Source organism: Actinomyces culturomici (genome assembly GCF_900499005.1).
GTDB lineage: Bacteria > Actinomycetota > Actinomycetes > Actinomycetales > Actinomycetaceae > Pauljensenia > Pauljensenia culturomici.
On the sequence record NZ_LS991316.1, the window covers coordinates 500,257 to 521,923 of the forward strand.

Annotated in this window: 21 protein-coding genes; 16 read left to right on the top strand and 5 right to left on the bottom strand. The window is 68.5% G+C overall.

Going from position 1 to position 21,667, the window contains the following annotated elements; genetic code table 11:
- Positions 1-49: 49 nt before the first annotated feature.
- The 6 genes from DY157_RS02145 (at position 50) to leuA (ending at position 7,176) form a co-directional block, all read left to right on the top strand.
- Positions 50-1,108, top strand: a complete 1,059-nt coding sequence (locus DY157_RS02145) for a PhoH family protein (RefSeq protein WP_115727020.1) — start codon at positions 50-52, stop codon at positions 1,106-1,108.
- Positions 1,105-1,554 (top strand): rRNA maturation RNase YbeY, encoded by a 450-nt coding sequence (ybeY, locus tag DY157_RS02150; RefSeq protein WP_115727021.1) that lies wholly within the window; start codon positions 1,105-1,107, stop codon positions 1,552-1,554. The genes DY157_RS02145 and ybeY overlap by 4 nt, the downstream gene beginning before the upstream one ends.
- A complete protein-coding gene (locus DY157_RS02155; RefSeq protein ID WP_115727022.1) occupies positions 1,551-2,867 on the top strand; it encodes a hemolysin family protein in 1,317 nt (438 codons plus the stop codon). The genes ybeY and DY157_RS02155 overlap by 4 nt, the downstream gene beginning before the upstream one ends.
- Before the next feature lie 3 nt (positions 2,868-2,870).
- Positions 2,871-4,103, top strand: coding sequence for a GTPase Era (gene era, locus DY157_RS02160; protein ID WP_115727023.1), 1,233 nt, complete (start codon positions 2,871-2,873; stop codon positions 4,101-4,103).
- 1 nt (position 4,104) lies between these two features.
- Entirely contained in the window at positions 4,105-5,061 is a 957-nt protein-coding gene (arcC, locus tag DY157_RS02165; protein ID WP_115727024.1) for a carbamate kinase, read from the top strand.
- A 402-nt stretch (positions 5,062-5,463) separates the two neighbouring features.
- On the top strand, positions 5,464-7,176 hold the full coding sequence (gene leuA / locus DY157_RS02170) for a 2-isopropylmalate synthase (protein ID WP_174232114.1): 1,713 nt from the start codon (positions 5,464-5,466) through the stop codon (positions 7,174-7,176).
- Positions 7,177-7,279: 103 nt separating this feature from the next.
- Here leuA and DY157_RS02175 read toward each other — a convergent pair whose 3' ends face one another.
- On the bottom strand, positions 7,280-8,308 hold the full coding sequence (locus DY157_RS02175; RefSeq protein ID WP_115727026.1) for a LacI family DNA-binding transcriptional regulator: 1,029 nt from the start codon (positions 8,306-8,308) through the stop codon (positions 7,280-7,282).
- 181 nt (positions 8,309-8,489) lie between these two features.
- Between DY157_RS02175 and DY157_RS02180 the strand changes: the two genes are divergently transcribed.
- From DY157_RS02180 to DY157_RS02225, 10 genes are all read left to right on the top strand, one after another.
- A complete protein-coding gene (locus DY157_RS02180; protein ID WP_115727027.1) occupies positions 8,490-9,743 on the top strand; it encodes a sugar ABC transporter substrate-binding protein in 1,254 nt (417 codons plus the stop codon).
- Positions 9,744-9,877: 134 nt separating this feature from the next.
- A complete protein-coding gene (locus DY157_RS02185) occupies positions 9,878-11,479 on the top strand; it encodes an ABC transporter permease subunit (protein ID WP_115727028.1) in 1,602 nt (533 codons plus the stop codon).
- On the top strand, positions 11,479-12,381 hold the full coding sequence (locus DY157_RS02190) for a sugar ABC transporter permease (protein ID WP_115727029.1): 903 nt from the start codon (positions 11,479-11,481) through the stop codon (positions 12,379-12,381). The genes DY157_RS02185 and DY157_RS02190 overlap by 1 nt, the downstream gene beginning before the upstream one ends.
- A gap of 276 nt (positions 12,382-12,657) precedes the next feature.
- On the top strand, positions 12,658-14,922 hold the full coding sequence (locus tag DY157_RS02195) for a glycoside hydrolase family 31 protein (RefSeq protein ID WP_160159408.1): 2,265 nt from the start codon (positions 12,658-12,660) through the stop codon (positions 14,920-14,922).
- Between the two features lie 98 nt (positions 14,923-15,020).
- Positions 15,021-15,755 carry a DNA repair protein RecO gene (gene recO / locus DY157_RS02200; RefSeq protein WP_115727881.1) on the top strand — a complete coding sequence of 245 codons (735 nt, stop codon included), beginning with the start codon at positions 15,021-15,023 and terminating at the stop codon, positions 15,753-15,755.
- A complete protein-coding gene (locus DY157_RS02205) occupies positions 15,755-16,573 on the top strand; it encodes an isoprenyl transferase (RefSeq protein WP_115727031.1) in 819 nt (272 codons plus the stop codon). The genes recO and DY157_RS02205 overlap by 1 nt, the downstream gene beginning before the upstream one ends.
- Before the next feature lie 107 nt (positions 16,574-16,680).
- The gene (locus DY157_RS02210; protein ID WP_115727032.1) at positions 16,681-16,995 is read left to right on the top strand and encodes a hypothetical protein; all 315 of its coding nucleotides are present in this window, start codon (positions 16,681-16,683) and stop codon (positions 16,993-16,995) included.
- Entirely contained in the window at positions 16,992-17,978 is a 987-nt protein-coding gene (locus DY157_RS02215; RefSeq protein WP_115727033.1) for a hypothetical protein, read from the top strand. Before DY157_RS02210 ends, DY157_RS02215 begins: the two co-directional genes overlap by 4 nt.
- Entirely contained in the window at positions 17,975-18,622 is a 648-nt protein-coding gene (locus DY157_RS02220) for a hypothetical protein (RefSeq protein ID WP_115727034.1), read from the top strand. The genes DY157_RS02215 and DY157_RS02220 overlap by 4 nt, the downstream gene beginning before the upstream one ends.
- A complete protein-coding gene (locus DY157_RS02225) occupies positions 18,609-18,935 on the top strand; it encodes a DUF4176 domain-containing protein (RefSeq protein ID WP_115727035.1) in 327 nt (108 codons plus the stop codon). Before DY157_RS02220 ends, DY157_RS02225 begins: the two co-directional genes overlap by 14 nt.
- Positions 18,936-18,983: 48 nt before the next feature.
- Here the strand turns inward: DY157_RS02225 and DY157_RS02230 are convergent, their stop codons facing one another.
- The 4 genes from DY157_RS02230 to DY157_RS02245 are packed head-to-tail and all read right to left on the bottom strand — an operon-like array spanning position 18,984 to position 21,647.
- Positions 18,984-19,517, bottom strand: a complete 534-nt coding sequence (locus tag DY157_RS02230) for an SNARE-associated domain-containing protein (RefSeq protein WP_115727882.1) — start codon at positions 19,515-19,517, stop codon at positions 18,984-18,986.
- The gene (locus DY157_RS02235; RefSeq protein WP_115727036.1) at positions 19,514-19,906 is read right to left on the bottom strand and encodes a Fur family transcriptional regulator; all 393 of its coding nucleotides are present in this window, start codon (positions 19,904-19,906) and stop codon (positions 19,514-19,516) included. The genes DY157_RS02230 and DY157_RS02235 overlap by 4 nt, the downstream gene beginning before the upstream one ends.
- A 53-nt stretch (positions 19,907-19,959) precedes the next feature.
- Positions 19,960-20,883, bottom strand: a complete 924-nt coding sequence (locus DY157_RS02240) for a metal ABC transporter permease (RefSeq protein ID WP_115727037.1) — start codon at positions 20,881-20,883, stop codon at positions 19,960-19,962.
- On the bottom strand, positions 20,880-21,647 hold the full coding sequence (locus tag DY157_RS02245; protein WP_115727883.1) for a metal ABC transporter ATP-binding protein: 768 nt from the start codon (positions 21,645-21,647) through the stop codon (positions 20,880-20,882). The genes DY157_RS02240 and DY157_RS02245 overlap by 4 nt, the downstream gene beginning before the upstream one ends.
- Positions 21,648-21,667: the final 20 nt, after the last annotated feature.

The following is a 21,667-nucleotide window of genomic DNA, read 5'->3' on the forward strand; positions in this document are numbered from 1 at the left end:
GATCCCGCCCGGCTAGACTGGGCGCGTCCCCGAAGGAGAGCGAGGCTCAGTGACCGACCCCGAAGTGGCGCGCATCGTCGCCGCGACCCGGCACGTCCCGATCCCGGCCGACCTCGATCCGATCCTCGTCCTCGGGACCGCCGACCAGGTCCTGCGCGCCCTCGAACGCGGATTCCCGCGCGTCTCCTTCCACGTCATCGGGCGCGACGCCGCCCTCACTGGACTGAAAGCGGACGTCGACGTCGCCGCCGACCTCCTCGAGGAGCTCGTCGGCCTCGCCCGCCGCGGCACGCCGCTCGACGCCGACGCCGTCGAGCGGGCGATCGGTCTCCTCAAGTCGACGGCGCTCGCGGGCGCCCCCTCCGAGGAGGTCCTCACGGTCCGCGGCCGCTCGATCCGGCCGAAGACCGCGGGCCAGCGCGCCTACGTCGAGGCGATCGAGCGCTCGACGATCGTGTTCGGCGTCGGACCCGCGGGCACGGGCAAGACCTACCTCGCGATGGCGGTCGCCGTCCGCAAGCTCCTCGCCGGCGAGGTCCGCCGGATCGTTCTCACGCGCCCGGCGGTCGAGGCGGGGGAGAACCTCGGGTTCCTCCCCGGCACGCTCACCGACAAGATCGACCCGTACCTGCGCCCGCTCTACGACGCGCTCAAGGACATGCTCGACGCGGAGGCCCTGCCCAAGCTCATGGCCGCCGGGACGATCGAGGTCGCGCCGCTCGCCTACATGCGCGGGCGGACCCTCAACGACTCCTTCATCATCCTCGACGAGGCGCAGAACACGACCGCCAACCAGATGAAGATGTTCCTCACGCGCCTCGGCTTCAACTCGCAGATCGTCGTCACCGGCGACGCCTCGCAGATCGACCTGCCCGGCGCCTCGCAGTCCGGCCTCGCCGTCATCGAGAGAATCCTCGACGGCATCGACGGCATCGAATTCCGGCGGCTCACCAGCGCGGACGTCGTCCGCCACGAGCTCGTCGGCCAGATCATCGACGCCTACTCCCGCTGGGAGGACCGCGCCGCCGCGACGCGCGCCCTCTCCTCGCGCTCCCGCAGCAGGGGGACGAGGACGGGGTCCGGGCACCACGAGAAGGGGGAGAGATGACCGAGGTCATCAACGAGACCGAGTACGCGATCGACGGGGAGGAGTTCGCCGCCCTCGCCGACCACGTCCTCACGCAGATGCACGTCGCCACCGACGCTGAGCTCAACATCCTCTTCATCGACCCCAAGCCGATGGAGGACCTTCACATCCGCTGGCTCGACCTTCCGGGCCCGACGGACGTCATGAGCTTCCCCATGGACGAGCTCCGCCCCGGCACGGCCGGGAAGCCGACTCCCGCCGGGACGCTCGGCGACATCTGCATCTGCCCGCAGGTCGCCGAGGCGCAGGCGAAGGAGGCAGGGCACACGACGGTCGAGGAGATGCTCATGCTCGCGACCCACGGGATGCTCCACCTCCTCGGCTACGACCACGCCGAGGAGGACGAGAAGGAGGAGATGTTCTCCCTCCAACGCACACTCCTCCTCACCTTCCTCGCGACCCGATGACCTCGGACTGGGCCCAGTCGATCCCCGCGGCGGCGCTCCTCGTCCTCGCGCTCGTCGCCGTCGCCGTCGCCTCGGCGCTCCAGTCCGTCGAGGTCGCCTTCCAACGCCTCTCGCTCGCCACCGCCGAGGACCTCGTCGAGGACGAGGAGCGCCACGCGCCGCTCCTCGCGCTCCTCCTCGAGCACCGGACCCGCACGGGCCTCGTCGTCCGCGGATTCCGGACCTTCTGGCAGGTCGTCTTCGCGATCTGCCTCACCCTCGCGATCGCGGGCGCCGGGCTGTCCTGGTGGGCGACCGGCCTCGTTGCGCTCCTCGTCGTCTCGCTCGTCCAGTTCGTCCTCGTCTCCCTCCTCCCCTCGCGGTGGGGATCGCGCCGCCCCGAGCGGATCGCCCTGCGCGGCGCGCCGCTCGTCTCCCGGCTCGTCGACGCCTCGCGCGTCCTCGACCCGCTCGTCGTGCGCCTGCGCGGCCGCCTGCCCCAGCCCGCCCAGACCGAGGCCGAGGCCCGCGCCGAAATGGCGAACGACCTGCGCGAGATGGTCGACCAGGTCGGCGAGACCGAGGGCTTCGAGGAGGAGGACCGGGAGATGCTCCGCTCCGTCCTCGACCTCGGCCACACCCTCGTCCGCGAGGTCATGGTCCCGCGCACCGAGATGGTGACCGCGCCCGTCGACCTGCCCGCCCGCAAGGCCCTGCGCCTCTTCGTCCGCTCCGGGTTCTCGCGCATCCCCGTCGAGGGAGACGACGTCGACGACATCCGCGGCGTCCTCTACTTCAAGGACGTCGTCCAGCGCCTCGAGACCTACGGCTCCGACATGGACCAGGTCGCCGAGCAGATGATGCGCCCCGCCGAGTTCACCGTCGAGATGAAGCCCGCCGACGACCTCCTGCGGCACATGCAGGCCGAGCACTTCCACATGGCGATCGTCATCGACGAGTACGGCGGGGTCTCCGGCCTCGTCACCCTCGAGGACCTCATCGAGGAGGTCGTCGGCGAGCTCACCGACGAGCACGACCGCGTCGTCCTCGAGCCTGAGGACCTCGGGAACGGCACGTGGCGCGTCCCCTCCCGCTTCCCGATCAGCGAGCTCGGCGAGCTCCTCGGCATGGAGCTCGAGGATGAGGACGTCGACTCGGTCGGCGGGCTCCTCGCCAAGGCGATCGGGCGCGTCCCCCTCCCCGGCGCCGTCGGCGTCGCCGAGGGCGTCCGCATGGAGGCCGAGAAGGCCCGCGGGCGCCGCCGCCAGGTCGGGACCGTCCTCTGCGCGCGCGTGGACGATAATGGTGCGACCGAACCGAAGAGCGAGGACTGAGACATGCGATTCCCCAGCGACGACGAGCTGATGGCGGGCCCCAACGCCTTCGAGGGCGCCGAGGTCGAGTTCGACGACGCCGACCTCGCCCGATTCGAGGCGGGCGACGGAAACGGCGATGCCGGGGACTCCGCCGACGACGGCCCCTCGGAAGCAGGCCCGTCCGGCGATCCCGCCGCGTCCTCGTCGATCGACGAGGACGGGGACGCCGACGTCGACGACTGGGAGGACGAGGACGGCGACCCCGAGGACGTCTTCGCGCGCCTCGAGGATCTCAAGGGCCTGCGCGACGACGCGAACGCGGGCGCGGGCCTCATGATGCCCGACTATCCCGAGGACTTCCGCGCGGGATTCGTCTCGATCGTCGGGCGCCCGAACGTCGGCAAGTCGACGCTGACGAACGCGCTGGTCGGTCAGAAGATCGCCATCACCTCGGGGCGCCCGGAGACCACCCGCCACAACATCCGCGGCATCGTCCACCGGGAGGGCTCGCAGCTCGTCCTCGTCGACACCCCCGGATACCACCGGCCGCGCACGCTCCTCGGCAAGCGGCTCAACGACATGGTCCGCGAGGCCCTCGCCGAGGTCGACGTCGTCGTCTTCTGCCTGCCCGCCGACCAGAAGATCGGGCCCGGCGACCAGTTCATCGCCCGCGAGCTGCGCGACGTGCGACGTCCCATCATCGCGGTCGCGACGAAGGCCGACCTCGTGTCGCGCGAGCGGCTCGTGAAGCACCTCCTCTCCATCGACGAGATGGGCGAATTCGCCGCGATCGTCCCGGTCTCCGCGATGAGCGGGGAGGGGATCGACATCCTCCTCGACGTCCTCTCGCAGACCGTCCCGCTCTCGCCGCCCCTCTACCCCGCAGGCGATGTCACCGACGAGTCGCGCGACACCCTCATCGCCGAGTTCATCCGCGAGGCCGCCCTCGAGGGCGTGCGCGACGAGCTCCCGCACTCGCTCGCCGTCCAGGTCGAGGAGATCGTCGAACGGCCCCGCCGCGAGGGCGACGAGCGGCCGCCCCTCGTTGACGTCCACGTCAACGTCTACGTCGAACGCGACTCCCAGAAGGCGATCATCATCGGCAAGCGCGGATCCCGGCTCAAAGAGATCGGATCGAAGGCGCGGCCCCTCATCGAGGACCTCCTGAAGAAGCGCGTGTTCCTCGACCTTCACGTGAGGACCGCGAAGGACTGGCAGTCCGACCCGAAGATGCTCGGGCGACTCGGATTCTGACATGACGCAGATCCCCCGGGCGCCTATCGCGGTCGTCGCCCTCGGGGGCAACGCGCTCGGCCACACGCCCGACGACCAGCTTCGCCTCCTGCGCGCTTGCGCTCCCGCCCTCGTCGACATCTCCGAGGCCGGGCCGCTCGTCGTCGCCCACGGCAACGGCCCCCAGGTCGGGCAGATCACGCGCGCCTTCGCGCTCGGCGCCGCCGTCGACCCGGGCGTCCCCGAGGTCGACCTTCCCGAGACCGTCGCAATGAGCCAGGGCTATATCGGCGAGCACCTCGTCCGCTCCCTTGACGAGGAGCTCGCGCGCCGCGGCCGCTCCGGACGGGTCGCGGGCCTTCTCACCCGCGTCGAGGTCGACCCGGCCGACCCCGCCTTCGCGCATCCGACGAAACCGATCGGCCAGTTCCTCACCCGCGAGATGGCCGAGCGCCGCCGCGCCGAGGACCCGACACAGGTCTTCGGCGAGGACGCCGGGCGAGGATTCCGCAGGCTCGTCGCCTCGCCGGCGCCGCGCGCGACCGTCGAGGTCGACGCCGTGCGGGCCCTCGCCGACGCCGGATTCATCGTCGTCGCCTCCGGCGGGGGAGGGATCCCCGTCATCCGCACCGCGACGGGAATGCGCGCCGTCGACGCGGTCGTCGACAAGGATCGGTCGGCGGCCCTCCTCGCCGACGAGCTCGGCGCCTCGACCCTCGTCATCCTCACGGCCGTCCCGCGCGTCGCGATCGGCTGGGGGACCGCGCACCAGGAGTGGCTGCCGCGGTTGTCGCTCGAGCGCGGGCGCGCCCTCGTCGATGCGGGGGAGTTCGCCGAGGGTTCGATGCGCCCGAAGGTCGAGGCCGTCCTCGAATTCGTCGCCGGGGCCCCCGCCGGCGCGCGGCGCGGGGTGATCTGCGCGCTCGCCGACGCCTCCCGCGCCCTCACCGGCTCGGTCGGCACCGTCGTCACCGCCTGATCCCCCGGCGCCCCCGCCGCGCCCTCCGCCGCCGAGAGCATCACCTTTCTTCGTCGAAAGCATCACCTTGCCCCGTCGAGGGGATCTCCTTGCCGACTTCGCGGGGAAACGGCGTCCGGGCAGGTGGGCGTCCGGGCCCGGGCGTCCGGACCTTGGATACGTAGGCCGAGGGCGTCCGGATCGTGGGGCTCCCGCGCGCGATCGGCGGGGAGGGCCTACAGTGCAGACATGCGCTCGGCACAGCAACTCCTTCTTCTTCGCCGCGACGAGGCCTGAAAGGGCCGGAACCTCGTCGCGGCTGACGTCGTGTCCGGCCCGAGCCCGATGAACGGGCGAGTCCACGACACAGGAAGTCATCTCGTGAAGACCACAGGCACTGTCCCCACCCCCGCCGGATCCGGAATGCCCGTACAGAAGTACCGCGCGTTCCTCGACGTCAACCCCGTCGATCTGCCCGATCGCACCTGGCCGTCCAAGCGCATCACGAAGGCGCCGCGCTGGATGTCGACCGATCTGCGCGACGGCAATCAGTCGCTCATCGAGCCGATGGACTCGGTGCGCAAGCGCAAGATGTTCGACCTCCTCGTCTCCCGCGGCTACAAGGAGATCGAGATCGGGTTCCCCGCAGCCTCGCAGACGGACTTCGACTTCGTCCGCTCGCTCATCGATTCGGGTGCCGTTCCCGACGACGTGACGATCTCCGTCCTCACCCAGTCGCGCCCCGAGATCATCGAGCGGACCCTCGAAGCGCTCGTCGGCTTCCCGCGGGCGACCGTCCACCTCTACAACGCGACCTCGCCGCTGTTCCGCGAGCTCGTGTTCCGCAACGACAAGGCGCAGACGATCGACCTCGCCGTGTCGGGCACGCGCGAGGTCATCGCGCAGGCGGAGAAGCGCCTCGGCGACGAGACGATCTTCGGCTTCGAGTACTCCCCGGAGATCTTCATCGACACCGAGCGGGATTTCGCCCTCGAGATCTGCGAGGCCGTCATGGACGTGTGGCAGCCCGACGCCGACCGCGAGATCATCCTCAACCTCCCGGCGACCGTCGAGCGGGCGACTCCGAACGTCTATGCCGACCAGATCGAGTACATGTCGCGCAATCTCTCGCACCGCGAGAACATCGCGATCTCGGTCCACCCGCACAACGACCGCGGCACCGGCATCGCGGCCGCGGAGCTCGCGATGCTCGCGGGCGCCGACCGCGTCGAGGGCTGCCTCCTCGGCCAGGGCGAGCGCACCGGCAACGTCGATCTGCTGACTCTCGGCCTCAACCTCTTCAGCCAGGGCGTCGATCCGGGCGTCGACCTGTCGAACGTCGACGAGATCCGCGCGACCGTCGAGTTCTGCACGCAGATGGAGACCTCTCCGCGCTGGCCCTACGTCGGCGACCTCGTCTACACGTCCTTCTCCGGCTCCCACCAGGACGCGATCAAGAAGGGCTTCTCGGCCCGCAAGAAGAAGGTGGCCGAGGCCGGCGGCGACGAGAACGCGGTCCCGTGGGAGCTCCCGTACCTCCCGATCGACCCGCACGACGTCGGCCGCTCCTACGAGGCCGTCGTCCGCGTCAACTCGCAGTCCGGCAAGGGCGGCGTCGCCTACCTCATGTCGACGGCGCACAACCTTGAGCTGCCGCGCCGCCTCCAGATCGAGTTCTCCCGCATCGTCCAGCGCCACACGGACTCCTTCGGCGGGGAGATCGACGCGGATGCGCTGTGGAAGATCTTCGCCGACGAGTACCTCCCGACTTCGGCGGCGGCCGATCTCACGCCGTGGGGCCGCTTCGTCCTCGGGTCCTCGAAGGTGACGAGCTCGGACGACGACCACGTTGAGCTCGAGGCCGTCCTCAAGGACAACGGCGAGACCGTGACGGTGAACGCGACCGGGTCCGGCCCGATCGACGCCTTCGTCTCGGCGCTCCACCAGTTCGACCTCGACGTCCGCGTCCTCGACTACTCCGAGCACGCGATGAGCCAGGGCCGCGACGCGAAGGCCGCCTCCTACGTCGAGGCCGCCGTCGACGGGCAGATCGTGTGGGGCGTCGGCATCGACTCCTCGATCACGCGCGCGACCTACAAGGCCGTGATCTCGGCGGTCAATCGCGCCCTGCGCTGATCCGCCTCCGTTCTCGCGAACCGCCCGGCCCGTCCTCGTTCATCGACGAGGGCGGGCCGACGCGTCGGAGGAGGGGAGTGAATCGCGGAGTGGGCGTTGGCCGCTACTGTCCGGCGCCGTGGGAGGCGGGTGCAGAACGGGCCGACTCCCGGACGGGACCCGTCGATGAGCGAACGATGAGGTCGGGAGTGAACTCAAAAGAGCCGCGCTCGTTCGAGCCGAATTCGATCTTCATCTCGAGCATCCGAACCGCGGCGCGGGAGATTGCCTGCACGGGTTGTCGGATCGAGGTGAGTGGCGGATCGGTGTGCGCCATGAGCGAGGTGTCGTCGAAGCCGACGACGGACAGATCGTCCGGTATCGAGAGTCCGAGCGATTGAGCCGTTCGAATCACGCCGAGAGCCTGGAGATCCGAGGCGCAGATGATCGCAGTCATGGAGTCGGCAATCAGCTCTTTCGCGCCGGCGGCACCAGCCTCGTAGGTGTAGAAGGTCTCAAGGACTCGAGGAGGGCCGACGCCGAGGAGACCCGTCTCGGAGACGAACGCCTCAATCTTCCGCAAGCTCGGAATGATGTGGCGTCGGCCCGTGAGGAGTGCGATTCTCTCGTGCCCGAGTGAAGCCAGGTGACGAACCGCGCAGCGGATGCCGCTGGCATCGTCCGTGGAGAAGTCGGGTGCCGAGACTTCTTCTCTTGACCCGTTGATGGTGACGAAGGGGATACGCTGTTCCAGAAGCTTCGAATACCGAGAGAGATCGGCGTGGTAGTCGGCGTGTCGGCCCGACGTGAAGATGAGTCCGTCGGCATGAGAGTCGAGAAGCCGGGAAATGTAGTCGTCCTCGGTGACGCCCCCCGGCGTCTGCGTGCACAGGAAGGGGACGGCGCCGATAGCCGAGAGCTCGGACTGAAGCGCGTGCGCGTACGAGGCGAAGACCGGATTGATGAGTTCGGGGACGATGATGCCGATGAGGGGCGAGTCCGTCGCTTGTTCCGGGAACGGGCGTTCGTACCCCAAGGAGTCGATGGCGACGAGTACCCGATGGCGAGTCACCTCTGACACGCGTCCCGTGTCATTGATGACGCGAGAGACGGTCGCGATCGACACACCGGCCTGCTCGGCGATGTCCGACATTCGAGTGCGACTCTTCACATCGGCCTCCTTCACGGGGATGAGGGGGATGTCACGAATGTTACAGCTCGGGCAAGCTCTCCCGAATCATTGCGGCAATTGCGGTGTAACCGTTACATTCGCTTTCAGCGACTTGCGTCCCGCATTCACGGCGCGAGTCCATCCCATCGAAGAAGGAGCGAAAATGCAACGGAGCATTGCCCTCGTCGGAATCGCCGCACTCGCGTCGACTCTTGCGGCCTGCGGCTCGACCGCCTCACAGTCCGGGTCCGCAGGGACCGCCATGGAGGAGGCCCAATCCTCGGCGGGGACGACCGGTGAGCTCGGCACCATCACCATTTGGGCCGATGATACGCGGTATCCCCAGATGCAGGAGATCGCGAAGGACTTCACTGCGGAGACGAAGATCGGCCTCAACACGGTCCAGAAGCCGACGGCCGATATCGCCCAGGAATTCATCACTCAGGTGCCGACGGGCAACGGTCCCGACGTCATCGTCACCGCCCACGACGGGCTCGGACAGCTCGTCGAGAACGGCGTCGTCGGTACCGTTGACCTGGGTGCGGCGAAGCCCGACCTCGCCCCGGCGGCCATCCAGGGCGTCACGTACAACGGTCAGACCTACGGAATGCCCTACGCCGTTGAGTCCGTCGCGCTCATTCGCAACAATGCGCTGGTGACCGATGAGCCGAAGAGCTTCGACGAGATGATCGCCTCCGGCAAGGCGGCGAACGTCGAACGCCCCTTCGTCGTTCAGGCTGGCGAGAACGGTCAGTTGGACCCGTACCACATGTATGCCTTCCAGACGTCCTTCGGCGCCCCGATCTTCAAGCAGGAGGCCGACGGCTCGTACACCGCCGAGCTCGGCATCAAGGGCTCTGAGGGGACCGCCTTCGCCGAATGGCTCAAGAGCCAGGGGGACGCGGGGATCCTCGATCTGTCCATTAGCGCTGATATCGCCAAGCAGACGTTCCTCGATGGGAAGAGCCCTTACATCGTGACCGGGCCGTGGAATGTCACCGCGTTCCGGGAGGCGGGCATGGATGTGTCCGTCCTTCCGATTCCCGCGGCGGGGAATGCCGCCGCACAGCCCTTCGTCGGAGTCCAGGCATTCTTCCCATCCGCCAAGACGGAGAACGGTCTCCTCGTCGCCAAGTTCATGGAGTACATGGGCACGGTGGCCGCTCAGCAGAAGATGTACGATCTCGGCGGTCGCGTTCCCGCGATGACCCCGGTCGCCTCGAAGATCGACGATGCGGACGTCAAGGGCTTCGCGGAGGTCGCCGGCAACGGCGTTCCGATGCCCGCGATCCCCGCGATGTCCTCCGTGTGGGAATTCTGGGGGGCGACGGAGGGCAACATCGCCACCGGTAAGGAGGGCGCGGCGGACGGCTGGGCCGCCATGGTCGGAAATATCGAGAAGGCCATCGCCAAGTAGGGCACCGCTTCGGAGCGGTCCCGGGTGGTCATCGCCCGGGATCGCTCCTCGGGCCGATCACATCGTATCGGCGCAATCATCGAGCACATCGTCGGCCCCTCGAGAGTCGCCCCGTGAGAATCCGGAGTCCCCTCATGTCCACTTCATCCTCGACGTCGCTCGACGTCGAGAAGTCCCCGTCCTACCAGCCCTCTCATGCTCGAGACGTGCGCAGGCCGGGCTTCTTCATCAAACTCGTCCTCATCATGCTCGTCGACGCCCTCGGGGTGTACGGCGTCGTCACCGCCGCGTTCGTTCGCTCATGGACGATCGTCGGGATACTCGTCGTCCTCCTCGTGGTCGTCAACTACGTCTACTTCTCGTCGAGGATGATCCCCTCGAAGTACCTCGTGCCGGGAATGATCTTCCTCCTCATCTACCAGGTCTTCGTAATGGGCTACACCGGCTATGTGTCCCTGACGAACTATGGCCAGGGACACAACTCGACGAAGCAGGACGCCATCGAGGCCCTCCTCGCCACGAACACGGCGCGCGTTGACGGTACGCCGGACGTTGCCACGGCCGTACTCGACCGAGGGAGTACCCTCGGGCTCGCAATCATCGACCCGGAGACTGGCCGGGTGATGGTCGGGGACTCGGCGACCCCGCTCGAAGCCGTCGATGGGGCGACTGTTTCAGGCGCCTCGATTACCGAGATCCCCGGTGAAACGCTCCTCACCTTCGACCAGCTCGTGACCCGACAGAAGGAGGTCACGGGCCTCTTCGCGCCGGTGAGCGACGATCCGAACGCGGGCTTCTACGTGACGTCGGACGGAGCGAAGGGCTATCTTGCAAAGTCCAACCTCATCTACGATGCGGTCGCCGACACTATGACGGACAATCAGACGGGGACCGTGTACACGGCTTCGGATGAGAAGGGCTGTTTCGCATCGGACACGGGCGAGACCCTGAAACCCGGTTGGCGAGTCTTCGTCGGTGTGGCGAACTACGGGAACATCTTCACCTCGCCGGACCTGGGCACTCCCTTCCTCAAGGCCCTCCTCTGGTCGTTCGCCTTCGCGATCCTCTCAGTCCTCACGACCTTCGCGTTCGGTTTGTTCCTTGCCCTCGTCTTCGCCGACGAGCGAGTGAAGGGACGCAGGCTCTATCAGTCCCTGCTGATCCTGCCCTATGCCTTCCCGGGCTTCCTCGCGACCCTGGTCTGGCGCGGATTGCTCAATGAGAAGTACGGCTTCATCAACGAGGTACTGCTCGGCGGTCACCACATCCCCTGGCTCACCGATCCGATGTTGGCCAAGGTATCGATCCTCGGCGTGAACCTCTGGCTCGGCTTCCCCTACATGTTCCTCGTGTGCATGGGGGCGCTCCAATCCCTTCCGTCTGACTGCATGGAGGCGGCGAAGATCGATGGTGCCTCCGGGCTACGCACGGTCTGGTCGATCAAGCTCCCGCTGGTCCTCCAATCGACCGTGCCGCTTCTCATCGCCTCTTTCGCGTTCAACTTCAATAACTTCTCCCTCATCTACATGCTCACCAACGGCGGGCCGAACTATCCGGGCTTGTCGGTTCCCGTGGGTGAGACGGACATCCTCATCTCGATGGTCTACAAGATCGCCTTCGAGGGGGGCTCGAAGGATTACGGCCTCGCGTCCGCAATGTCCATCGTCATCTTCCTCGTCGTCGGCGTGATCGCCTGGCTCGGATTCCGTAAGACCAAGGCTCTGGAGGAACTCTGATGAGCACGACACCCTCGACCGCGCCGAAGAAGCTCCACACCTCGCTCACCGGAGCGCGATGGCTTCGCGAAGTGGGCTGGCGCCATCTCGTCGGCATCGCCGTCATCATCTACTGCGTCATCCCGCTGCTCTACGTTCTCTCGGTATCTCTTGTTCCCAATGCGACTCTTACCGGTTCCAATGACTTGTTCCGCACTCTCTCATTCGACAACTTCGCCGCATTGAGCACGAGGAACGGCGGCCAGTACTGGAACTGGATCGTCAACTCCCTCATCGTCTCCTCCATTACGGCGATCGGGACGGTCCTTATGGGCGCGGCCGCGGCCTACGCCTTCAGCCGCTACCGATTCAAGGGGCGCAGGGGGACGCTCACCTTCCTCCTCCTCGTCCAGATGTTCCCGCAGATGCTCGCTTTCGTCGCGCTCTACCTGCTACTCCTCGGCATTCAGGACGTCTTCCCGATCATCGGCCTCAACTCGAAGCTCGGCCTAGTCTGCGTCTACCTCGGGGGCGCGCTCGGCTCGAACACCTTCCTCCTGTATGGGTTCTTCAATTCGATTCCGAGGGAACTCGACGAGGCCGCGGAGATCGACGGGTGTTCGCACGCCCAGACCTTCTGGACGATCATCATGCCCCTGGTGCTTCCGGTCCTCGCGGTCGTCTCTCTCCTGAGCTTCATCTCGAGCTTCGGCGATTTCGTCATCGCGAAGGTCGTCCTCCAGCAGCCCGAGCAGTTCACCTTGGCGGTCGGCATGTTCAACTGGGCCTCCGATGAGCGCAATGCTCCCTGGGGCGTTTTCGCAGCGGGAGCGGTGGTGGCGGCGATTCCCGTCATCCTTCTCTTCCAGTACCTCCAGAAGTACATCGTCTCGGGGCTGACTGCAGGCGCCGTCAAGGGCTGAGTCCTCACAGTGCGCGGGCGGAGGTTTCCTCCGCCCGCGCACGCGTTCCTCATCGCCTGGCCCCGTCACCTCCCCGAATACGAGACCGCCCGATCTGAAAGGACCGCCCCCATGCGTCGGACTCCCGCGAACTCCCGATTCGCCCTGCCGGTTGCCGGCCTACCGCCTGAAGACCGCGTGGCGAGGGGTGCCCAGTGGCGAATCCAGGTCTTGACCGAACGGCTCATACGCGTCGAATGGTCTCCCAGTGGCGTCTTCGAGGACCGCGCGACCCAAATGGTGATCGACCGGGCCGGTTCCGTCGCGGACGGAGCGTCGATCCGCATCGATGCCGACGCGATCGGCGGGGGAGTGCGCATCGCGACGGAATGGATGAGCCTCGACTATGACGGGTGCGAGTTCAGCCCGCACGGGCTGAGCGCCCGGGAACGGCGCAACCGCCGGTGGGGGGCCCAATGGCGATGGGGGGTCGACGAGTCGATCGACGACATCCACTATCGCAATCTCGGAGGCACCGCCCGCACCCTGGACAATGCGAACGGACGCATCGACCTCGAGGCCGGCATCATGGACGGGCGCGGCATCACGTGCCTCGAGGACTCGAGTCTCGCCCTCGGCCCCGCTGGGGAGCCGTGCGCGCGCGAGCCCGGATCCCACGACTGCTACATCTTCGCCTACGGAGCCGACTTCCGCGGAGCGATCGCGGACTTCTATCGACTTACCGGACCGCAGCCGATCCTCCCGCGCTTCACCTTGGGCAACTGGTGGAGCCGATTCCATCGTTACGATGAGCTCGAGTACCTGAGTATCCTCGACGAATTCGCCGCTCACAGGGTTCCCCTTGCCGTTGCGGTCCTTGACATGGACTGGCACCTCACCTCTCTGCCCGAGCGCTTCGGCTCGGGATGGACCGGATTCACATGGAATCGGGATCTGTTCCCCGAGCCTGAGGAGTTCGCCTTGCGTCTTCATGAGCGCGGCCTCGCCCTCGCCCTCAACCTTCACCCCGCCGACGGCATTCGCGCTTATGAGGATGCCTACCTCCAGCTCGCGGCTCGTCTCGGCGTCGACGTTGCATGCGAGGAGCCGGTCGCCTTCGATCCGGCGGATCCCACCTTCCTCGAAGCCTACTTCGATGAAGTCCTCGGGCCCCTTGAACGCGGGGGAGTCGACTTCTGGTGGGTCGACTGGCAGCAGGGGACGAACTCGAGGATCGCTGGCTTCGATCCGCTGTGGATGCTTAATCATGCGCACGTCCTGGAGTCCGCTCGTACTCGGGGACGAGGAGTGACTCTGTCGCGCTACGCCGGTCCGGGCTCGCATCGTTACCCGATCGGCTTCTCCGGCGACACGGTGATCTCCTGGGAGTCCCTCGCCTTCCAACCCGAATTCACCGCGACCGCGGCGAATATCGGTTTCGGCTGGTGGAGCCATGACATCGGCGGTCATATGGGCGGTGTCGCGGACGACGAACTCGCGACCCGTTGGGTTCAATTCGGGGTCTTCAGCCCGATCATGCGCCTGCATTCAACGGTTTCAGCGTTCACTCGGAAAGAGCCGTGGGCCTTCCCCGCCGAACATGAAACGATCCAGGCGCGCTTCCTGCGCCTTCGACATCGGCTCATTCCCTACCTACACTCCGAGCAGTTGCGCGGTCATGGCGTCGGCGTTCCCCTCATCCAACCGATGTACTGGGAGGATCCCGAAGCGGAGGGCTCGTGGCGCGTCCCCAACCAGTACATGTTCGGCTCCCGTCTGACGGTCGCCCCCATCACGGCACCGTCCTCGCGGATAACCGGTCTCGGCGCTGCGCGCGTCTGGCTGCCGGAGGGGCGCTGGACTGACATCTTCACAGGGATGAGCTACGAGGGCGGGCGCGAGATCGTTGCCCACCGTCCGCTCTCCTCGATTCCGGTGCTCGGTCGTGCGGGGTGCGTGCTGCCGCTCGCGGGCGCCGAGGATGAGGAATGCGGCATCGCTAATCCGGATTCCATCGAATTGGTCGTCATCGTCGGGGCGGGAGGCTCGTATGAGCTGCGCGAAGACGACGATGGGATCGCGCCTGCGGAATCGGTGGAGGCGGGGGAACGCGCCTCCACGACCCGTTTCGACTGGGACCAGGACTCGGGTCGGCTTTCGGTCCGTCACGAGGGGGACGCGAGTGTATTGCCGGAGCGCAGACGATGGTGCGTGAAGGTCCTCGGCGCTCCGGCTGCCGAAGTCCTCGGGGTCGAGGGGGCGCAAGTTCGGAGCGTCGGGCGAGAGGAGGGGAGCGGTGCGCTTCGTGTCGAGCTCGACGCCATCGACGCCGCAGCCCCGTTCTCCGTGAGCTTCGCGGGAGTCGCCCCCGGGCAGTCGGTCAGTGCGAGCGATCGTCTCTATGGGATGCTCGCACGATGCCAGTGCTCCAACGATCTGAAAGAGCGCCTGTGGAAGGAGCTCGCCGGAGCATCTGCGGCCCGCGCCCTGTCCGCCCTCTTCTCACTCGGGGCTCCCGAGTCTCTGAGCTCAGCGATCGCGGAGATCTTCGGCGCGGGATAGACTCGGATCGCTTGAATCCGGCCCAGGCCCCGGCGTGACGCGGCGCGCAGCGCCCCGTTGGGCGAATCGGCGGTGGCGGGTGGGATGATGGCCGGGTGTTGAGGACGTACCGGGACGAGGCCATCGTGCTGCGCACCCATAAGCTCGGAGAGGCCGATCGCATCATCACGCTCCTCACCGCCGATCACGGGCTCGTCCGCGCCGTCGCGAAGGGCGTGCGCCGCACGTCCTCGAGGTTCGGGTCCCGGGTCGAGCCCTTCGGCGTCATCGACGTCCAGCTCGCGAAGGGCCGGAGCCTCGACACGATCACGCAGGTCGAGCTCATCGCCTCGCACGGGGATGCGCTCGCGTCCGACTTCGGGCTCTACACGCGCGCGTCCGTCATGGCGGAGACGGCCGAGCGCCTCACGCAGGACTCCGACGAGGGCGCCCGCTCCCAGTACCTCCTCCTCATCGGCGCGCTCTTCGCGCTCTCGCACGTGCGCCACGACCCGTCCCTCGTCCTCACCTCGTACCTCCTGCGCGCGCTCGCGATCGCCGGCTGGGCGCCCTCGTGCTTCGACTGCGCCGTGTGCGGCGCGGCGGGCCCGCACGCCGCGTTCTCCATTCACGAGGGCGGGGCCGTGTGCGAGGACTGCCGCCCCGCGGGGGCGGCGGCGCCGTCGATCGAGGCGATGATCCTGCTCGGCGACCTCCTGTCGGGCGATTGGGCGCGGGCCGATCATTCGGAGGAGTTCGCGCGCACCGAGGCGCACGCGCTCGTGTCCTCCTATGCTCAGTGGCACGTCGAGCGGCGCATCCGCTCGCTCCGCGTTCTCGAGAGGACCCGCTGATGCCCGTTTCCCCGACCCCGATGGACCGCGCCGGCGGAGACCCGTACGGGCGCCTGCCGGGCCCGGGGGAGTGGGCGACCCCGGCACCGGTCTTCTCCGCCTCTGAGGTCCCCGCCCACGTCGCCCTCGTGATGGACGGGAACGGGAGATGGGCGAACTCGCGGAGCCTCCCGCGCACGGAGGGGCATCGGGCCGGCGAGTACGCGCTCATGGACACGATCGCCGGCGCGATCGACGCGGGGGTCCGCTACCTCAGCGTCTACACCTTCTCGACGGAGAACTGGAAGCGCAGCCCCGCCGAGGTCCGCTTCATCATGAACTACGCCTCCGACGTGCTCGCCCGCAGGACCGGGCAGCTCAAGGAGTGGGGCGTCCACGTCCGCTGGTCGGGGCGCGAGCCGCGCCTGTGGAAGTCGGTGATCCGCGCGCTGCAGAAGGCCGATGAGGCGACGCGGGACAATGCGACGCTCGACCTCGTCATGTGCGTGAACTACGGGGGGCGCGCGGAAATCGCCGACGCCGCCCGCGACATCGCGCGCGAGGCCGCGGCCGGGCGGCTCAAGCCCGAGGGCGTCACGGAGCGCTCCTTCGCCCGCCACCTCTACCTGCCCGACGTGCCCGACGTCGACCTCATGATCCGGACCTCGGGGGAGAAACGAATCTCGAACTACCTGCTGTGGCAGCTCGCCTACGCGGAGATGATGTTCGTCGACACGCCCTGGCCGGCCTTCGACCGCGAGGCGCTGTGGGACTGCCTCCTCGAGTACGCGGGCCGCGACCGCCGCTTCGGCGGCGCGGTGGACGCCGTCAAGGCCTGAGGCCCGTCCTCTCCTCCGCGAGTCGGCTCGAGGGCCCCGCCCTCGTCGATCGGAGCGGGCCCGAGCCGTCGGTGGATGGAAACCGGGCCGTCCGATAGGGTGGCCGAGTGGCGGACCTGCACATCGACGAAGGAGCCCTCGCGAAGGCGCGCGAGGACCTTCGCGACGCCTCCGAGCGCCTCGCCGGACTGCGCGTTCCCGACCTTTCCGCCAGCATTCGCGCGGCTGCGCCCGGATCCGACGCGGAGGGCGACTACGCCGGAGCGAGCGAGGCGCTCGCGAAGATCCTCACCGAGGCGGCGACCCGCCTCGCGGAAACCGTCGATGCGATCGCCGCCTTCGAAGACGACATGACGAGAACGGACCGCAGCATCGAGGAGTGGGCGAATTCCCTCCTGCGGAGCACTGGGGGCCGCCCATGACGACCTGGTCCGATCTCCTCGCATGGGACCCGATGCCGCTCAAGGGAGCCTCCGCCGACATGACCGACCTCGCGAAGCGAATCCGCGAGGTCTCCGAGGACGTGTCGAATGCGGCACCGGACGAGGACGAGTGGAGCGGTGAGAGCGCCGGAGCCGCCCGGGCGAAGCTGTCGAACGTCTCCGGAGCGCTCGCGGATCTCGCCGACCGGATCGACGCGTTCGCGAAGAACCTCGACGCCGATGCGACGCGCGTCGCCGACACGAAGTCGAACGTCGGCGCGGCCCTCGACTACGCCGCCGCCCACGGGCTGACGATCACCGCAGAAGGGACGGTCGTCGCCCCTCCCATGACGGCGAACACTGCGCTCCTCGATATCGACCTGCGCGAATGCGCCCGAAGGGTCCAACGAGCGATCGACGCCGCCAACGAATTCCTCGCATCGCCGACCTTCGTCCAGGTCTCCCAGGGCATTCGGAGCTTCCTCTTCGAGCTCGGCAAGGCGCTCGTCCAGGACCACGTCGCCGAGAAGGTCGCCGAGGGCGTCGCCAAGGCCCTCGCGGCCGCCGTGCCCATGTGGGGCGGGGCCGCCGCCCTCGTCGGAGGCGGCGTCATGACCGTGCCCATTCCGGATCCCGCCGCCGTCAAGGCCGTCGGCGGCGTCCTCAAGTACGGCGCGGCGGCCATCGGCGCGGCGATCGACTTCACCGGTCAGATGCAGGAGGTTGCGGCCGGGAAGCAGAACGTCGGCGATGCGGTCATCAAGACCGCCGCCCACACCGGCATCGGCATCGGTTCGGCCGTCGCGGCCGGCGCGATCATGGGCTCGGTCTTCCCGGGCGTGGGAACGGTCGTCGGAGCGGTCGGCGGGGCGGTCATCGGGTCCGTCCTCTCGATCGCGGGCTCAGGGCTCTTCGACGCGGCCTATGACGCCGTCGGGGGCTGGGAGGGCGCCGGCGACGCGATCGTCGGGTGGTTCACATGAGTCGCCCCGAGGACCTGCGCGCGACCGGGCGCGGGAGCGCGCGCCTCAGGCGCTCCGGCCTCTTCCCCCTCGGCGAGTACGGCGGGCGCCCCGTCCTCGTGAGCGCCGACGACGGCGCGCCCTGGATCCTGCGCTCAGGGGACTCCGACGCGACGTCGAGGGCCGTCTCGATCGGCGCGTGGGCGGGGGCGCTCATCCTCGGTCCCGTCCTCTCGCTCCTCGCCTCGGCGACGCTCGGCGCGAGCCCCTCGCCCGCCGCGGTTCTCCTCGCCGTCGTCCTCGCCGCCGCGCCGGTCGCGGCGCTCCTCGAGTTCGGAGCGGTTCGCCAGCGCCTCGAGCTCGAGGCCGCGCCACTCGACGCCGGAACCCTCCTCGACCTCGACGAGCGCTCGAGCTCCCAGCGACGCGTCCTCCTGCTGCTCGCCCCCTGTCACCTCCTCGTCCTCCTCGTCCTCTTCGGACTCACCGCCTCGACCGCCAGGGCGGAGCATCTCATCGCCTCCGCCCTCGCACTCGGTCTCGCGCCGATGTCCCTCTACGCCCTGCGCGCCGCGCTCGCACGGCGCCGATGGGCCCGTCGATGGCGCGCCTCGACCTCCGGGCCGCGCTCCACCACCGAAAGGAACCGACATGACCTCCCCTGACGAGCGCCCCCTGCTCCCGCTCGGCTCCGTCGTCATCCTCCGCAACGGCGAGATCAAGCTGATGGTCGTCGGACGCGTGCCCCTCTACCGCGATGAGAGCCGCTTCGGCTACTTCGACTACATGGCCGTGAAGTATCCCGTCGGCCTCACGGAGGAGGCGATCGCCTACTTCAACGCCGAAGACATCGCCGAGGTCCTCTTCGAGGGCTTCGCCGATTCCGACGACGACGCGATTCAGAACGCCTACGCCAACGCCCTCGCGTCGGGCTCGATCGGGTATGAGCGCCTCAGCATCGGCGACGCCCGGGCCTGAGGGCCGGTTCCCTCAGTCGCGAATCGGCTCGCCTGAGGGCCCGTTCCCTCAGTCGCGAATCGGCTCGAGGGCCCCGCCCTCGTCGATCGGACGGACGCCCGAACGCGCGAGGCGGCGGCGGACGACGAGGCCGAGGACCGTCAGCGCGACGAAGCCGAGAACGACCCGGCCCGCGGTCGAACCGGCGACCGCGGAGAGGACGGCCGCCCACACGGCGAGCATCCCGAGACCGTAGAGGAGGGCCCAGGCGACGCACCCGGGGAGCATCGCGAGCGTGTAGGTCCGCCACTTCATGCGGACGAGGCCCGCACCCGCGTTGACGGCGGTCTGGACGCCGACGGTGAGGAAGCAGAGGGGGATGAGGAGGAGGCCCCACTTGTCGAGAAGGGCGGCGCCGCGGCGGGGGACCGGGCCCTCGAACCAGCGGGCAATCGCGCCGAGGACGCCCGCGCGACCGGACGCTGCGAGTGCGCCGCGCGCGGCGGCGCGCCCCAGCCAGTAGGTCGACTGCGCGCGCACGAGGACGACGCAGAAGAGGAAGACGAAGAGGGGCGGTCCAGAGGCCGCCCAGTCCGGGGTCACCCCTTCGCCCGCGCGCACGAGGCGCACAGGCCGAACAACTCCATCGAATGGGCGACCTCGGTGAATCCGTGGGAGGCGGCGACCTCGTTCACCCAGGTCTCGATCTCGTTCTGCTCGATCTCCTCGGCGTGCCCGCACTCGCGGCACACGAGGTGGTGGTGATGGCCGGTCGTCTCGCAAAGCCGGAAGAGCGACTCGCCCTCCGCGGAGCGCAGGACGTCGACGCGGTCCTCCTCGGCGAGTGCCTGGAGGTTCCGATAGACGGTCGCGAGACCGACCTTCTCGCCCTGGGAGTGGAGGTCCTCGAAGATCTGCTGCGCGGAGCGGAAATCGGGAACGCGATGCAGTTCGGTGAAGACCGCCTGCCGCTGCTTCGTCATCCGCTGCATTCTCGAGCCCTCCCGCTTCGATCCGCCGACCTCCGCAGCATACCCGTGAGCGCTCATGCGCGCCCCTCGTGCTCGGGATGCTCGACCGTGGCGGTCACCTCGCGCATGCGCGACGCCCTCCGCTTCGCGTCGAGCGCGGTGCGAATGAGGAAGCCGAGGGCGTAGAGCGCGATCGCGAAGACGACGATCGCGGCGCCGGGGGAGAGATCGATGAAGTAGGTGAACGACAGGCCCGTCACGCAGATGACGACGCCGATCCCCATCGCCCACGCCATCGTCGACCGGAAGGACTTCGCGCCGAGCTGGGCGATCGCCACGGGGATCACCATGAGCGCGGAGACGAGGAGCGAACCGACGACCCGCATCGCGACCGCGACCGTGAGAGCGGACAGGACCGCGACGACCATCGAGAGCCCGCGAACGGGCAGGCCCGTCGAGCGCGCGAAGTCCTCGTCGTTCGTCACCGAGAAGAGCGCGGGCGCGATCCCGACGCCGATCGCGAGGATGACGGCGCCGAGGATCGCGATGATCACGATGTCCGTCCACGTCACCGTCGCGATCGACCCGAAGAGGTAGCTGTTGAGCTGGGCGGACGTGCCGCCCGCGAGCCCGATGAGGAGGATGCCCCCGGCGATGCCCCCGTAGAAGAGCATCGCGAGCGCGACGTCGCCGGAGGTGCGCCCCGACTGGCGGACGAGCTCGATCGTCACCGCGCCGAGGAGGGAGACGAGCATCGCGCCCGGTAGTGCCCACGAGTCCTGCGGGGAGACGTTCGCGAAGGTCCCGGCGAGCCAGCCGAGGGCGACGCCGGTGAGGGAGATATGACCGATGCCGTCGCCGAGCATCGCGAGGCGCCGGTGGACGAGGTACGTGCCGACGACGGGGCCGGCGAGCCCGACGAGGAGCGCCGCGATGAGCGAGCGCTGCATGAGGGACGAGGACAGGAGCGAGGCGAGCCCCGCGAGGAGCGCGGTCATCGGGCCCCCTTGAGGATGTCGTCGACGAGGGCGGGGCCGGCGCCCGTCGGATGGGCGTGATGGTGGCCGCCGCCGTCCGCGTGCTGCTCGTGGTCGTCGGCGATGTGCGGCGCCCCGTTGTAGGAGATGTGGCCCGAGCCGATGTGGAGCTCGCGGTCGAGAAGGGGGCCGAGCTCGCCGAGCTCGTGGAGGACGACGAGGATCGTCGTCCCCGCGGCCTTCGACTCGGCGACGATGTCGGCGAGTCGCTCCCGCGAGGCCCGGTCGATGCCGGCCATCGGCTCGTCCATGAGAAGGAGATCCGGATCCCGGACGAGGGCGCGGGCGATGAGGACGCGCTGCTGCTGGCCCCCCGAGAGAATCGCCATCGGCTCCTTCGCGCGGTGGGCGAGACCCACGCGCTTGAGGGCGGCCATCGCCTTCGCGGTGTCGCCGGGCGCCGACCACCACTTCCGGCGGCCGAGAAGTCCCGACAGAACGATCTCGCGGGCGGACGAGGACACGGCGCCGCCGACGCTGATCCGTTGGGGGACGTAGCCGATCCGGTCCCAGGGGACGCGTCGGCGGTCCTGGTTGTCGACGCCGAAGAGCCGGGCGGATCCGCGCGTGATCGGCGCGGTCCCGAGGATCGCGTGGAGGAGGGTCGACTTTCCGGAGCCGTTCGAACCGGTGAGGGCGACGGTCTGACCGGGGGCGATGTCGAACCCGATGCCGTGGAGGACGAGGTTCGCGTCCCAGGCGACGTGGAGGTTATCCAGGCTCACGACGGCAGCGGGCGCCCCCA

Coding starts and splice junctions, on each gene's coding strand:
- DY157_RS02180 (WP_115727027.1), top strand. CDS start 8,490: ATGCAACGGAGCATTGCCCTCGTCGGAATCGCCGCACTCGCGTCGACT.
- DY157_RS02220 (WP_115727034.1), top strand. CDS start 17,975: ATGAGTCGCCCCGAGGACCTGCGCGCGACCGGGCGCGGGAGCGCGCGC.
- ybeY (WP_115727021.1), top strand. CDS start 1,105: ATGACCGAGGTCATCAACGAGACCGAGTACGCGATCGACGGGGAGGAG.
- DY157_RS02225 (WP_115727035.1), top strand. CDS start 18,609: ATGACCTCCCCTGACGAGCGCCCCCTGCTCCCGCTCGGCTCCGTCGTC.
- DY157_RS02175 (WP_115727026.1), bottom strand. CDS start 8,308: ATGTCGGACATCGCCGAGCAGGCCGGTGTGTCGATCGCGACCGTCTCT.
- leuA (WP_174232114.1), top strand. CDS start 5,464: ATGCCCGTACAGAAGTACCGCGCGTTCCTCGACGTCAACCCCGTCGAT.
- DY157_RS02240 (WP_115727037.1), bottom strand. CDS start 20,883: ATGACCGCGCTCCTCGCGGGGCTCGCCTCGCTCCTGTCCTCGTCCCTC.
- DY157_RS02235 (WP_115727036.1), bottom strand. CDS start 19,906: ATGCAGCGGATGACGAAGCAGCGGCAGGCGGTCTTCACCGAACTGCAT.
- DY157_RS02185 (WP_115727028.1), top strand. CDS start 9,878: ATGTCCACTTCATCCTCGACGTCGCTCGACGTCGAGAAGTCCCCGTCC.
- era (WP_115727023.1), top strand. CDS start 2,871: ATGCGATTCCCCAGCGACGACGAGCTGATGGCGGGCCCCAACGCCTTC.
- DY157_RS02190 (WP_115727029.1), top strand. CDS start 11,479: ATGAGCACGACACCCTCGACCGCGCCGAAGAAGCTCCACACCTCGCTC.
- DY157_RS02205 (WP_115727031.1), top strand. CDS start 15,755: ATGCCCGTTTCCCCGACCCCGATGGACCGCGCCGGCGGAGACCCGTAC.
- DY157_RS02155 (WP_115727022.1), top strand. CDS start 1,551: ATGACCTCGGACTGGGCCCAGTCGATCCCCGCGGCGGCGCTCCTCGTC.
- DY157_RS02215 (WP_115727033.1), top strand. CDS start 16,992: ATGACGACCTGGTCCGATCTCCTCGCATGGGACCCGATGCCGCTCAAG.
- DY157_RS02195 (WP_160159408.1), top strand. CDS start 12,658: ATGGTGATCGACCGGGCCGGTTCCGTCGCGGACGGAGCGTCGATCCGC.
- arcC (WP_115727024.1), top strand. CDS start 4,105: ATGACGCAGATCCCCCGGGCGCCTATCGCGGTCGTCGCCCTCGGGGGC.